The 14170-nt window shown below is 41.2% G+C and carries 15 protein-coding genes; 3 read left to right on the top strand and 12 right to left on the bottom strand.

Annotated features, from left to right (window positions below; genetic code table 11):
* Positions 1-55 precede the first annotated feature (55 nt).
* The 12 genes from OQY15_RS08765 to ubiE form a co-directional block, all read right to left on the bottom strand.
* Entirely contained in the window at positions 56-637 is a 582-nt protein-coding gene (locus OQY15_RS08765) for an OmpH family outer membrane protein (protein ID WP_265790289.1), read from the bottom strand.
* A 42-nt stretch (positions 638-679) separates the two neighbouring features.
* Complete coding sequence (locus tag OQY15_RS08760; RefSeq protein WP_265790287.1) at positions 680-1210, bottom strand: OmpH family outer membrane protein; 531 nt, start codon at positions 1208-1210, stop codon at positions 680-682.
* A gap of 31 nt (positions 1211-1241) precedes the next feature.
* Positions 1242-3827, bottom strand: a complete 2586-nt coding sequence (locus OQY15_RS08755) for a POTRA domain-containing protein (RefSeq protein WP_265790284.1) — start codon at positions 3825-3827, stop codon at positions 1242-1244.
* A 63-nt stretch (positions 3828-3890) separates the two neighbouring features.
* The gene (locus OQY15_RS08750; protein WP_265790282.1) at positions 3891-4631 is read right to left on the bottom strand and encodes an isoprenyl transferase; all 741 of its coding nucleotides are present in this window, start codon (positions 4629-4631) and stop codon (positions 3891-3893) included.
* A gap of 122 nt (positions 4632-4753) precedes the next feature.
* Entirely contained in the window at positions 4754-5551 is a 798-nt protein-coding gene (locus OQY15_RS08745) for a DUF6089 family protein (protein ID WP_265790280.1), read from the bottom strand.
* Position 5552: 1 nt separating this feature from the next.
* Positions 5553-6434, bottom strand: coding sequence for an NAD kinase (locus tag OQY15_RS08740; protein ID WP_265790277.1), 882 nt, complete (start codon positions 6432-6434; stop codon positions 5553-5555).
* 48 nt (positions 6435-6482) lie between these two features.
* Positions 6483-7145 (bottom strand): CBS domain-containing protein, encoded by a 663-nt coding sequence (locus OQY15_RS08735; protein WP_265790274.1) that lies wholly within the window; start codon positions 7143-7145, stop codon positions 6483-6485.
* A 3-nt stretch (positions 7146-7148) separates the two neighbouring features.
* Positions 7149-7913, bottom strand: a complete 765-nt coding sequence (locus OQY15_RS08730) for an alpha/beta hydrolase (RefSeq protein WP_265790271.1) — start codon at positions 7911-7913, stop codon at positions 7149-7151.
* Positions 7914-8072: 159 nt separating this feature from the next.
* On the bottom strand, positions 8073-8519 hold the full coding sequence (locus tag OQY15_RS08725) for a GatB/YqeY domain-containing protein (RefSeq protein ID WP_265790269.1): 447 nt from the start codon (positions 8517-8519) through the stop codon (positions 8073-8075).
* Between the two features lie 15 nt (positions 8520-8534).
* A complete protein-coding gene (locus tag OQY15_RS08720) occupies positions 8535-9290 on the bottom strand; it encodes an SDR family NAD(P)-dependent oxidoreductase (RefSeq protein ID WP_265790266.1) in 756 nt (251 codons plus the stop codon).
* Positions 9291-9379: 89 nt separating this feature from the next.
* Complete coding sequence (locus tag OQY15_RS08715) at positions 9380-10129, bottom strand: outer membrane beta-barrel protein (protein ID WP_265790264.1); 750 nt, start codon at positions 10127-10129, stop codon at positions 9380-9382.
* A 5-nt stretch (positions 10130-10134) separates the two neighbouring features.
* Positions 10135-10869: a bifunctional demethylmenaquinone methyltransferase/2-methoxy-6-polyprenyl-1,4-benzoquinol methylase UbiE gene (gene ubiE / locus OQY15_RS08710; RefSeq protein ID WP_265790262.1), complete on the bottom strand. Its 735-nt coding sequence runs from the start codon at positions 10867-10869 to the stop codon at positions 10135-10137.
* Between the two features lie 52 nt (positions 10870-10921).
* On the opposite strand from ubiE, the gene yihA reads away from it, so the two are divergent.
* The 3 genes from yihA to OQY15_RS08695 are packed head-to-tail and all read left to right on the top strand — an operon-like array spanning position 10922 to position 14143.
* Entirely contained in the window at positions 10922-11551 is a 630-nt protein-coding gene (gene yihA / locus OQY15_RS08705) for a ribosome biogenesis GTP-binding protein YihA/YsxC (protein ID WP_265790260.1), read from the top strand.
* Positions 11552-11556: 5 nt separating this feature from the next.
* The gene (locus tag OQY15_RS08700; RefSeq protein WP_265790256.1) at positions 11557-12423 is read left to right on the top strand and encodes a UbiA-like polyprenyltransferase; all 867 of its coding nucleotides are present in this window, start codon (positions 11557-11559) and stop codon (positions 12421-12423) included.
* Between the two features lie 4 nt (positions 12424-12427).
* On the top strand, positions 12428-14143 hold the full coding sequence (locus OQY15_RS08695; protein WP_265790254.1) for a M3 family oligoendopeptidase: 1716 nt from the start codon (positions 12428-12430) through the stop codon (positions 14141-14143).
* The last annotated feature ends 27 nt before the right edge of the window (positions 14144-14170 follow it).

Below are 14170 nucleotides of genomic sequence, written 5' to 3'. Positions count from 1 at the left end.
AAAAAAACGGAACCAGGTATATACCTGGTTCCGCAATTTAATCATTTTTTGAGGACTATTTTTTCGGAGCTGCTGCTGCAGGAGCTGCAGTTCCAGAAATACCTAATTTAGTTCTAACGGCAGCAGTAACATCATCACCACCTTCCCATGCCAGCAGGTTGTTTGCACCTTGCTGAGCAGAGATATCAAAAATATAAGCAAAGCCTTTTTCTTTAGCTACTGCTTTAACAGCATTGATAAATTTAGTGTTCAAAGGTGCAAGTAATTCACCTTGTTTAGTAGCAATATCCTGTTGAGCCTTTTGAGTAGATTCAGTGATACGTTTTTTCATATCATCCAATTCAGCACCCATTGCCTGTAATTCTTTACCAACAGTTTCTTTGTTTGCTTCACTTAGCGTTTTGTTTTTTGCAACTGCAGCTTCGTATTTAGTCTGGTACTCAGTTTGCATTTTTTCAATCTCAGTTTGTTTCTGTTTTTGCAGCGCTTCTAAAGTAGTAGATGCTGTTTTGGCTTCCGGCATTGCTGCGAAAATCGCTTCAGAATCAATGTGTGCAATTTTTTGCTGAGCACTTGCAACATTAGCAGTAAACACTAAGCCAGCTGCCACAAAAAATACGTTAATTAACTTTCTCATTTCTATTGTTCTAATTGTGTTTTAATATTTATTTAGGTGTGTCTATTTTACTGATGCGTTTGGTTTGTATCCCAATCTGATGATTACGTCATTACTCAAATCATAGTTGCTGCTGGAGTAAATCATCATCGTAGATTCACTGCTTTTGTCAAAAATGAAATCGAGGAACTTAGTTTTTGCAAGATCGGCAATTACCTTTGTTACTTTATCCTGAATAGGTTTCAATAATTTTGTACGCGTTTGGAACAGCTCTCCCTCGGGGCCAAACTTCTGGCGCTGGTATTCCTTTGCATCTTTTTCCTTTTCAATGATATCATTCTCTCTGCGTTTGCGCATGTCATCAGTCAGCAAAACCTGGTCAGCCTGGTACGCCTTATACATCTTATCTATAGCTGTGAAATTGGCATCAGATTCCTTCTGGAATTGCTGCGACAAAGTGTTCAGCTGATTTAGCGACGATTTGTATTCAGGTAGGTTTTTGAGAATATATTCTGTATCAACATACGCAAACTTCTGTGCAAAGACAGCAGATGTTGCGAACATTAAAAACCCGATTAAAATAACCTTTTTCATCTGTGTGTTTTTTGTTTTTATAGGTAATGTATTAATTAAATCCACCCAATTGCTGAGCGATACTAAATGTAAAGGATTGCTTACCGTTATCCTGGATCACACCACTTGAACTTGGAATCGCATCAAATGCATGTCCGTAGTCAATTCCCAACATTCCAAATATCGGTAAAAATATCCTTGCTCCAATACCTGCAGACCTTCTAATGTTAAAAGGATTATAATCCGAGAACTTGTTCCAGGTATTACCACCCTCTGCAAAACCAATCAGGTAAGCTGTAGCCTGCTGACTAGCAATTACCGGATATCTGATCTCCATTACATATTTACTGAAAATCGGACTACCTGAATTGTAAGCAGTATTAGCCTGAGCAGATGTCGTTGCTGTAGCCGGGATCACCACGTTGTTTGCATAACCACGCATTGTGATCAGCTCTGAGCCCTGAAGGAAGTCAAATCCCTGCATACCATCACCACCCAGTTTAAACCTTTCAAATGCAGACTGACCTACCGCCTGGTTGTATGAACCCAGGAAGCCAAACTGTGCCTGTGCTTTTACTACAAATTTACCGGCAAGTCTCTGGAACCATTGTCCTTCAAATTTCCATTTATGGTATTCCGTAAATCTGTACTTCTGTTTATCTGAAGCCGTTGCATAGTTCGTATTGTTAAATAACGAATAAGGTGGCGTTGCTTGTATCGTAAACTTGAAATAAGAACCTTCAGTTGGGAAGATCGGTGAATTTCTTGAGTCCCTGCTCAGCTCTTGTGTTAAGTTGAAGTTATATGATGTACCGGTAGAAAACAAATATCCAGGATAGTTATTCAAAATATATTGTTGTGCATTGATCGAGTGAGTTAACTGGAAATAGTTATCAGGCCACTTCAATACTCTACCCAAACTTACGGTAACACCATTCAAACGGATTCTTTGTCCATTGATTGGATTGTTGTTAGAATCATAGCTTGAACCATAAGACTGTAATGACGTAAAGGCACTCAGACCAAAACTCACCGGTTTTTTACCACCCAGCCATGGCTCAGAGAAAGAGAAACTGTACGACTGGTAGAAACTACCGTTGGTTTGTCCACGAAGACTCAATTTCTGTCCATCACCTTTAGGCAGTGGTTTGTAAGCTTTTGGGTTAAACAGGTTTCTCAGTGAGAAGTTATTAAAGGTAAGTCCGATAGTTCCGATTACACGGCCACCACCAAAACCACCTGATAATTCTACCTGATCTGAAGGTTTTTCTTCTACAGCGTACTCAATATCTACTGTACCATCTGCAGGATTTGGCTTAGGTGTCGGAACAGTTTTAGACTCATCAAAGTTTCCTAACTGACCGATATCACGTACCGTACGTACCAGTAATTCTTTGGAGAATTTATCACCAGGTCTTGTACGCACTGCACGTAAAACAACCCTGTCATTTGTGATGGTATTACCTTTTACAGTGATCCTGCTGTTGGTATACTGCGGGCCTTCATAGATCCTGATCTCAAGGTCTACAGTATCATTATAAATTTTCGTTTGAACCGGCTCTACGTTAAATGTTAGATAACCATCATTCAGGTATACACTGGAAACGTCATCGCTTTCAGCTCCGTTACCATGCAGTTTTACATTCAGTTTTTCTTCACTGAAGATATCCCCTTTTTCGATAGCCAGCACTTTCATCAAGTCCTTCGTCGCATATTTGGCGTTTCCTGCCCAGGTAATATTTCCTACATAATATTTCGGTCCTTCGTAGAGATCGATCTTTATACCAACCGATTTCTCATTGTGTCTGTAAGTCGTGTCACTGATAATCGTCGCATCACGGTAACCTTTCTCCTGCATTTTGGCTACCAGCTTCTCTTTATCTTCCGCGTATTTCTCTTTACTGAATTTACCTGGACCAAAGATCTTGTAAAAAGCCATTTTCTTGGTTTTCTTCATGAACTTACGCAACTGAGCAGGCTTAAAATTCTTGTTTCCGGTAAACTCGATGTCATGTACCTTCACCTTACGCCCTTTGTCTACAAACACCTGTAAAACCACCCCGTTTTCCATGTTCGGATCAGGCTTGGTTTTATATTCAATATTGGTAAAGAAATAGCCTTTTTCGGCAAGATATTTATTGATAATTGTAGTCGTACTATTGTATGTATTTTCGTTGATGATCGTCTTTCCTGATTTTGAATTCAGCTTTTCGGTAACGTCAGTTTTCTGGGATTTACTCAGTCCGTTTAGTTCAAAGGAACTTAACCGAGGTCGCTCAACTACCTGGATATCAAAATAAACTGTATCCTCAACAAGCTTTGCAATATTTAATTCAACATCATCAAACAATCCCTGCGCCCATAATGTTTTAATTGCAGCGGAGGTCGCTTCGCCGGGAAGTAAAATCCTTTCGCCCTTGATTAGTTTCGAAAGTGTAATGATAACTTCTTTATCAATGAACTTTGCACCACTCAGCGTTGTTCCTCCTATAATGTATTCTTTAGGTTGAAAATAATCTAGATCTGTACCGCTTACTTTGAGGCTTGGGGTGACTGGATTAGACTTGGGACGGTTGATCTGGGCCATTGTCGGTAACCCGATCAACAACAATAATATAAGTTGGTATATTCTTTTCATTTACAATCTAAAAAACGTTGCTAAGTTAATTTAAACACATGTTAAAAAGTGTTAAAAGTAAAATTAGTTCAACTGTTCACTAATTTTACCGAAGCGACGTTCGCGCTTTTGATAGTCTACAATAGCTTCAAAAAGGTCTTCCTTCATGAAGTCGGGCCACATCTTTTCTGTGAAATAAAGCTCCCCGTAAGCAATCTGCCATAACAGGTAATTACTGATTCTGTGTTCTCCGCTGGTACGGATCATCAGTTCCGGATCAGGAATACCCGTAGTTGTTAACTGAGAAGAAAATGCTGTTTCATCAATCTCATTGACATCCATTTTTCCTTCTTTAACCAGAGTAGCCAGTTTCCTGGCGGCCTCAACAATTTCCCACTTTGAACTGTAGCTCAGTGCAAGGGTAAGCGTGCAACTGTCATTGCCTGCGGTTTCGTCCATCGCATTCTTCAGGTCATCAATACATTTCTGAGGTAAGGAAGCAATATCACCAATGGCATTCAGCCTGACATTATTCTTATTAAGGGTACCAATTTCAGCATTGATTGTAGAAATCAACAGTTCCATCAATAAATTTACTTCTTCGATTGGCCGGTTCCAGTTTTCTGTTGAAAAAGCATACACTGTTAGATATTTAACTCCGATATCAGTACAGCCTTCTACTACATCTTTCAAAGATACAACCCCACTCTCATGTCCGAATGATCTGAATTTACCCTGATTTTTAGCCCATCTTCCGTTACCATCCATAATGACAGCGATGTGTTTTGGTAAGCGGCTAATATCTATTTGTTCTTTAAATCCCATTATTTGTGCAAATATGGCTAAAATGTCTAACAATCAGAAGAGTTTGTTAGACCACTCCTAAAAGAAGGGTCAAAGTTATAAGTTATTTTGTTTATTTCTCCCATAAACTTTAATGCTAAATTTTAAAATGTAAAGCACTTGTCAGAGATGAAGGTATAAGAAATCCCGATATGGAAGAAAAAGTAGGTGTCATTTTTTCTGAAATCCCCTCTTTGTCCGCCCGGATTCCAGTTTTGTGGTAACTGCGAGGGATTAGACAGGTTAATGGGAAGAGGATGCTGGTTATCAATCCGTCCGTACACATCTGCAAGAGGGTATCTGTCGCCTACATCATCCAGATAATCCGTATGGGCAGTTCTGTATCCAAGCTGCGTCTGCAATCCCCAATGATCAGAAATTCTGTATTTGACTCCGGCACCGAAAGGAACACTCAGGGCATAGTTCCTGTACCGTTTACCTTCGGTCTGATAGTACCTCAGCTCATATTCCTGATCCTGGTAAGTAGCCTTGGGGTTAAACAATACTCCCCCGATACCTGCGAAGATAAAGGGACTAAAATTCTTTGTACCTCCACCTGAAAAATAATCAAAGAAATTGAAATCCACCTGTAGGCTCAGCTCATTTAATGGTGTACTAAAGTTTAGATTTCTGCTCCTGAAATCAGGATTGGAAGAGGTGGCATCATTGTCTTTAACCCTGCCATGGTTGTAGTGAATACCTACCGCCCAATAGGGATCAAGGTTACCTTTTACAAACACACCGAAGGCCGCCCCGCTAAAATCAAAAGGATCTTTGGGGTTAAGGTCGCCCATATATCCTGAAGCCCCAACATTAGCCCCCACTTCCATCACCTGCGCTGTGGCAGTTGCAGAAGACAGGTAGAATAGCACAACAGATAAAAGTATCCTTCTCAACTTCATTTTAATAATTTCGCGTATCAATTCCCCAAAGCAGCTTGTTCCTCAGGGTGGTCAGATAACTTTCGTTGTTCAGCCTGATCAGGTTGACATGAAAGGCTGCCTTATTAATTGTTATCTTCACAGACCTGTCTACAGTCGCAGTCCTGGAATCACAAGATACGAGAAATTTAGTACTCCTGGCTTCTACCTCAAAACGCAGAGACACGTCATCCGGTATAATCACCGGTCTTACATTCAGGTTATGTGGTGCTATAGGAGTAATCGCAAAGTTCTGTGCACTGGGGAAAATGATTGGTCCCCCGCAGCTGAGGGAATATGCCGTAGAACCTGTAGGCGTTGCAATAATTAACCCATCGGCCCAGTAAGAGTTAACAAACTCATCATTCATATACGCATGAATGATCATCATCGCGGTATTGTCGCGTCTGTGGATGGTGATATCATTCAAAGCAAAGTTTTCGTCGCCAAACAAGTGATGCTTGGATTCGAGATTGAGCAAAGTCCTTTTATCAAGAGAGTATTCCTTGTTCACCAGCGCCTGAATAGCATTCCTGATCTCGTTTTTATTGATGCTTGCCAGAAAACCAAGACGGCCAAAATTGATCCCGATAACAGGGATGCCGGAATCCCGCACAAGCGCCAGTGTATCCAGCAAAGTACCATCTCCTCCAAGACTCAGGAGCACATCGGCATTGTTACATAATTCAGGATGATCACAGAAAGTAGCCAGTCCTGCAGGAAGCTTCACTTTATCTTCAATAAACTCGTGGTAATCTTTATGTACGATAGTTTCAATTCCGTATTCCTTCAGGGCATCAAAGACATCCTGCACAAAAGGTAAAACGCTATTGTTAAACTCTCTGCCGTATATTGCAATTTTCATTAGCGTTTATTGTTTTGTTATGAAGACGCTAAGGTAACAAAAAGGAAATTATACATTTAAATAATTCATCAGCGAATTATAACGGTCTTCAGTACCATTGTCAGTGATTGTACTGTTAAATACAGCTTTCACCTGGTAGTTGTAACGCTCAAAGGAAGAAATGATGCCCGAGAGTTCGGTCTTATTGATCTTCAGCGTTACCTCGAGACGCGTAGAGTCCGGGAAGGACTGTACATAGGAGGACAGAATCTGTGCATTGTCGCCCTCAACAATTTGCGCCATGTGAGACAAAGAATTGTTTCTGTTATTGATTTCAAGGACAATAATTCCTCCCGGTTCTTTTACCGCGTAGATTTCAGAAGTGTAATCAATGAGATTGTGGATAGATATAATCCCCAGGTAGTTTTTACTATAATCCAGCACAGGGACTATAGAGAGCTGCAGCTGGTGGAATACCCTGATGACATCATAAATATGGGCATCCTGATAAACAAAGGGATTAAGAATAGTTAATGAAAGTCCCCCGATGGCCTCTTCAGGATGGCGGACTTCCAATAATTCTTCTTCAGCAACGATGCCCAGGAACTGGGTTTCATTCACGATAGGCAAATGATACAGCTTGAACTCAGCCATCCTGTCCAATGCCACCTGAACTATGTCAGACGTCCGCAAGGGAGGGATTGAATTGGATATGAGTTCTGATGCAAACATTGTTTATTTCAATAAAATTCTGTCTAAAAATGTACTCAGGTATGCGTTAAAAACTTCTGGTTGCTCCATCATGGGAGCATGACCACATTTATCCACCCAGTTGAGTTCTGAATTGGGTAAAAGCTGATGAAATTCCTCAGCCACATCGGGCGGGGTCACTTTATCCTGCTTACCCCAGATCAATGAAACCGGGATCGTTATTTTTGAAAGCTCCTTTGCCATATTATGGCGTATAGCAGACTTCGCTAATGCTAAAATACGAATAACTCTTGAACGTTCGTTCACCGATTTGTAAACTTCATCCACCAGCTCTTTTGTCGCAGTTGCAGGATCATAAAATGTAAATTCTACCTTTTCGCGAATATAATCGTAGCTCTCCCTTCTTGGGAATGAACCACCGAATGCATTTTCATACAAACCTGAACTGCCGGTAAGCACCAATGCCTTCACACTTTCCTGATGCGCTGCCGTTACCACTAAGCCTACATGTCCGCCCAGGGAATTTCCTACCAGTACTACCTGTCCAAGTTTTTTGTACTTGATAAATTTATGAACGTATTTAGATAAGCTCTTCACGCCAAGCGTCAGCAGCGGCAAATCATAAATTGGTAAGATCGGCACCAAAACATGGTACTTTTCCTTAAAATAGTCGATCGCTGGCTCCCAGTTACTCAACTCCCCCATCAAACCATGAAGTAATACCAGGGGTTCGCCTTCACCGGCTTCTATAAAATTAAACCCATCCTCTTCTATTACCTCGTATTTCATCCGTTTTTAATTTTTTGTTATTTGATTGCAATATGGAGTTTATGGTTCACAGTTGCTCTCAAATTGTAATGTTGCTAAGTTAGCAGGCAAAAACAATTTACAGCAATATTAACAGTTAATTTTATAAATAATGTTTTACTTATAAATGTTTAACACAATTTATGCCAATTGGCTTTTAACGATCTCGGCAATCAGTTTGCCATCCGCTTTTCCAGCCAGTTCTTTGTTTGCCAGGCCCATCACTTTACCCATATCCTTCACTGAACTAGCACCTGAATCTTTAATGAGAGCAGCAATCAGGGCTTCTACTTCTTCCCTGCTCAGTTGTTTTGGCATAAACTGGCTGATCACTTCAATTTCTTCTTCCTCAATAACTGAAAGATCTTCACGGCCTTGCTGTTTGTATATATCAGCAGACTCTTTTCTCTGTTTAACTAATCTTTGCAGAATTTTAAGTTCGGCTTCTTCATTGATTTCCTCTGAAGATCCTTTTTCCGTTCTGGCCACTAACAATGCTGCCTTAATAGCCCGCAAGCCTCTAAGTTTTGCCTGATCTTTTGCCAGCATTGCTTTTTTTATTTCCTGATCTATAATTGTCGATACCATATTTTTTATGAATTGTTACTTTCTGTTTACTACGTATGAATTAGCCTGTGCGGTTGGCGTAATGATCATATCATTTATATTTACATGTGCCGGCCGGCTTACGGCAAACCAAATTGCATCAGCAATATCCTGCGCAATCAATGGCTCCAGGCCTTCATACACCTTGTCTGCACGTGCTTCATCTCCTTTAAAACGGGTCCTGGAAAACTCAGTTTCTACCATTCCCGGATTTACGGCTGTCACCTTAATCCCATGCGGAAGAAGGTCAATACGCATCCCTTTATTCAGTGCATCTACAGCGTGTTTTGTTGCACAATATACATTCCCGTTTGGATACACTTCTTTACCTGCCGTAGAACCGATATTGATGATATGTCCTTTCTTATTCCTGACCATCCAGCCGGATACTATTTTTGTTACATATAACAAACCTTTTATATTGGTATCGATCATCGTGTCCCAATCATTTACATCGCCCTGGTCAATCGGATCAAGACCCAGACTCAAACCAGCGTTATTTACCAGTACATCCACTTGTTTCCACTCTTCCGGCAAATCGTTCAGTACATCTTCCACAACGTTTTTATCTCTAACGTCCGCAATGAGTGTTTTAATCTCTACAGCATACTTATCTGTAAAATGTTTAGCGATTTTCTCCAGTTTATCCTGTTTTCTGGCAACCAGTACCATTTTGTAGCCCTGTTGTGCAAACAAATGTGCACAGGCTTCGCCGATACCTGACGTTGCTCCCGTAATTAGTGCGGTTTTCATCCTACGTAAATTTTAAGTTAACCAGGACATTTCCTGTGTTGACAGAAATGTCCCTGCAAGGCAAAGCTATGATTTTTTAGGATTGCAGCTTATTCGAAAAATAAACTGAATGTCACATGACGCAACCTTAACCTGTCGATTGGCATATTATAGGGATTTGGCTGATCATTATTCAGCACATTATTCATCGAATAAGATAGCTTAATCTCGGGCGACATCTTGAAGTATTCAAAATACAGATCCATACCAAAGGCAGCCTCATAAGAGAAGTAACTGCGCTTGTTCTTTAAGAGCTTGTATAAAAAATCCTGACCTGAATCGTCCGTCTTTTTTTTAGAGGCTATATCCATAGAATATTTGGCCCCGTAAAGCATATAAGCCCTGAAGTTGTTTCTGCGGTTGGATTTGATTTTAAGGCCCAGCGGAAACTCAACCATAGTAGCAGACACTTTCTGTTCTAAACTGCTGAAAGGCATATTGACCATTGTAGGCTGTTCATATTCATATTCCATGAGCCTGTCTGTAAAAATCAGCGTGGGCGTCATGCGCACATCCAGATGATTATTGATCCTGCCATTTACGACAAACCCGATTCCGAAGCCGGGTGAGGATTTGCTGTATGCAGCGGACAGGGAATCTGTGATCGGTAGTCTGGTATCCGGATCCCGGAAACGTTCCCTCCAGTTAGCCTTTTTCTGAACGATGTAATTGGAATTTGTATACTGAAAAGTAAAACCAAAGTGGATAGGCTCATCATCTACACCGCCGCCCCAGTTCTGTGCGCTGGCAGTGGCGAATGTAAAAAGAAGAATAACCAGCAAAGGTAATTTTATGTTCATCCTTATCAGGCTTTAATCCCCGTGTATATTGCGCTGATACCAAAAGTGAGCGACCTGTGTCTGGTGTCTGTATAACCCACTTTATCCATCAGCTGCGTGAAAGATTTTCCGTCAGGAAAGGCAATTACCGATTCATTTAAATAGGTATAAGCTCTCGCATCCTTAGAAAACAATTTTCCAAATACCGGAAGCAAATGTTTAAAGTAAAAGTTGTACGACTGCTTTACCGGAAAAGCTGTGGGCTTTGAAAACTCCAGTATCACAATCTTTCCGCCGGGCTTAAGCACTCTAAGCATGTCTGAAAGACCCTTTTCCAGATTCTCGTAGTTCCTTACACCAAAGGCTACAGTAATCGCATCAAAATGATTATCCTCAAATTTCAGACCTTCAGAATCTCCTGTCTGCACAGAAAATACATGCTGCAGATTACGCTCCGCTATCTTTTTCCTGGCTACATCAAGCATACCTACGGAGATATCCACGCCAATGATTTTTTCAGGAGCTAAAATCTTAATCGCTTCAAATGCAAAATCACCTGTTCCTGTAGCTACATCCAGCATCACTTTCGGCTTTAATGCCGACAATTCACGGATGGCCTTCTTGCGCCATATAATATCTATACCTGCCGATAAAAAGTGATTCAGAAAATCATAGGTGCCGGAGATGTTGTTAAACATTGTTGCTACCTGTTCCTTCTTTGTGACAGTGGCAGATTGGTATGGAGTTATTTTTTCGTTCATGGTAAGCGTCAAAGATAAGTATTGTTGAAAACTAATTTTCTACCTTTGTCAAATGATTATAAAATCAGCAACATTTATTTGTAGCAACACCAAGATATCGGCCCTGCCGGTTGCCAACATGCCAGAATATGCCTTTATAGGGCGTTCAAACGTAGGAAAATCATCTCTCATCAATATGCTGGTGAACCAGCACGGACTGGCAAAAACCTCTCAAAAGCCAGGTAAAACGCAGCTGATCAACCATTTTTTGGTCAATGAAAAGTGGTATATCGTCGATTTACCAGGTTACGGTTATGCTAAAGTATCCAAAAACAGCCGTGAAAGCTGGGAAAAGTTCATCCGTAACTACATTACGAAGAGAGAAAGTCTGCAATGTGTGTTTGTTTTGATCGACAGCAGGATTCCGCCACAAAAAATTGATATTGAGTTTTGCTGCTGGATGGGAGAAATTCAGATACCTTTCGTCCTAGCTTTTACAAAAACAGATAAACAATCTGCGTCGAAGACAAGTCAGAATATAGCGCTGTTCAAAAAAGAGCTCTCCGGATGGTTTGAGGAAATTCCTCCGATATTTATCACTTCTTCAGAAAAAACATTGGGAAGAGATGAAATCCTTAATTTTATTGACCAGACGAATCTCGATTTTGCAATGCCAATTCTAACACCAAGAGAAGATATATAACCAGCATGAAGAAGTATTTTTCGCTTGTGCTTTTTGCACATTCTGTATTCGCCCTGCCTTTCGCAATGATTGGATTTTTCCTGGGCGTTACTACGACTGAACATCCTTTTCAATGGCTTACCCTTGTGCTTGTTTTGCTTTGTATGGTTTTTGCCAGAAACTCTGCCATGGCTTTTAACAGGTACCTGGACAGGGATATTGATGCTAAAAATCCGAGGACAAGCATGCGTGATATTCCTGCGGGCAGGGTTTCAGCAAATGAAGCACTGATCTTTGTGATCATCAACTGTGTACTGTTTGTCGCTACTACAGCCTTTATCAACCAGTTATGCCTGTACCTTTCACCAGTTGCATTATTTGTGGTCCTGTTTTACAGTTATACTAAAAGATTTACAGCATTGTGTCATATGGTACTCGGACTGGGCTTATCGCTCGCGCCGATAGGTGCCTATATTGCCGTAACAGGCCAGTTTAACATTGTCCCAGTACTGTATTCTCTGGCAGTATTATTCTGGGTAAGTGGTTTTGATATCATCTATGCACTGCAGGACGAGGAGTTTGACAAGGGAGAAAAACTCCATTCCATACCTTCGGCCCTGGGCAGAAAAAATTCTCTGCGTTTATCTGAGGTGCTGCATGTATGCTCCGCACTGTGTGTCATCCTGCCAATACTCTTCACGCCTTTTAGCTGGGCATATTACATAGGTGTAGCCTTCTTCTGTTCGATGCTGATCTATCAGCACCTGCTGGTAAAACCAAACGACATCAGTAAAGTAAACAAAGCTTTTGCAACCACCAACGGACTGGCATCGGTGATCTTCGCCGGATGCTTTTTGCTGGATGTATTTTTAAGAACTGTTTTAAATTTCTAGACCAATGATTAACCTGACAATTCCAAAGAAAATTCGCGCTTACATCCCTCAGGATCTTGAAATCAAATGGGACACCATCTCCCCTATCCTGGATGAACTCCTTAACAGAACAATCAGCAGCGTGACAGAACTGGAGCACTGGCTGAAAGATAAAAGTGAACTCGAAGCTGCACTTGAAGAAGATTTTGCATGGAGATATATCAAAATGACCTGCGATACTGCCAATGAGGAGCTTGTATCCAGCTTTCAGTATTTTGCAACAGAGATAGAACCAAAGATCTCCCCAATCGGGAATCTGCTGAATATAAAACTGGTGGAAAGCCCATTTATTGATGAGCTTGACCAGGACAAATACTTCGTTTATATCAGAGGTATCAGAAAAGCTCTGGAGATATACAGGGATGAGAACATTGAACTGTTCACAAAGATCCAGATCACTGCACAGAAATATCAGGCTGCAAGTGGTGCCATGACAGTGCTGATCAATGATCAGGAATATACGCTCGTGCAGGCTGCCAACTTGATAAAGGATGTCAGCAGAACTGTAAGACAGAATGCCTGGGAACTCATCCAGCAGCGCCGTCTGGTAGACAAAGACAATTTGAACATCATCTTTGATGAGCTGACGGCAATGAGACACCAGGTAGCCCTCAACGCAGGATTTGAAAATTTCAGGGACTATAGTTTCCAGTCCAGGGGCAGATTTGACTACAGCGTTAAAGATTGTTACGATTTCCATGCCGCAATAGAAAATGAGATTGTTCCGATCCTGAAAGAACAGGCAGAAAAAAGAGCCGAAGCTTTAGGCCTGGAAGTTTTAAAACCCTGGGACACGGATGTAGATGTTTCTGGCAAACCTGCGCTCAAGCCTTTTGGCAGCGGCGAAGAGCTGATCGACAAAAGTATTGCTGCATTTACCGCTATTGACCCTAAACTGGGACAGATGCTGGCAATCATGAAAGCGAATAACCTCTTTGATGTAGAAAGCCGCAAAGGAAAAGCTCCCGGAGGATACAATTATCCGCTGGCAGAAACAGGTGCACCATTTATATTTATGAACTCTGCGGGTTCCATGCGGGATCTCACTACGATGGTACATGAAGGTGGACACGCCGTGCATACGTTTCTTACCGCAGACCTTGAACTGAACGACTTTAAACACTGTCCTTCTGAGGTGGCTGAACTGGCTTCCATGAGTATGGAGCTGATCTCTATGGATCAATGGCATATCTACTTCGAGAATGAGGAAGACCTCATCAGGGCGAAGAGGGAACAACTGATCGATGTGCTGAAAACATTGCCATGGGTGGCAGTAATCGATCAGTTTCAGCATTGGATCTACACCAACTATCCGCACAATGCGGCCGACAGAGAAGAGGCTTTTAAACAGATATATACTACCTTCGGGTCTGGCTTTGCCAACTGGGAAGGATTAGATCAGGAATTTGGTAACCTTTGGCAAAAACAATTGCATGTTTTTGAATTGCCTTTTTACTATATTGAATATGGTATCGCACAACTGGGCGCCATCGCAGTCTGGAAAAATTATAAGGAGAATCCTGAAAAAGCAATTCAGCAGTATTTGGATGCACTCGCCCTTGGCTATACAAAACCGATGAACGAAATTTATGAAACTGCGGGTATAAAGTTTGATTTCAGCAGCAGCTATATCAGGGAGCTGGCTTCTTTTGTGAAAGACGAGCTGGATAAATTGGGCTAAGGTTCCCTGTTTTATATTATTATTTAT

The sequence above is a fragment of the Pedobacter sp. MC2016-15 genome (assembly GCF_026239695.1).
GTDB lineage: Bacteria > Bacteroidota > Bacteroidia > Sphingobacteriales > Sphingobacteriaceae > Pedobacter.
This window is presented reverse-complemented; position numbering and strand designations above follow the sequence as displayed.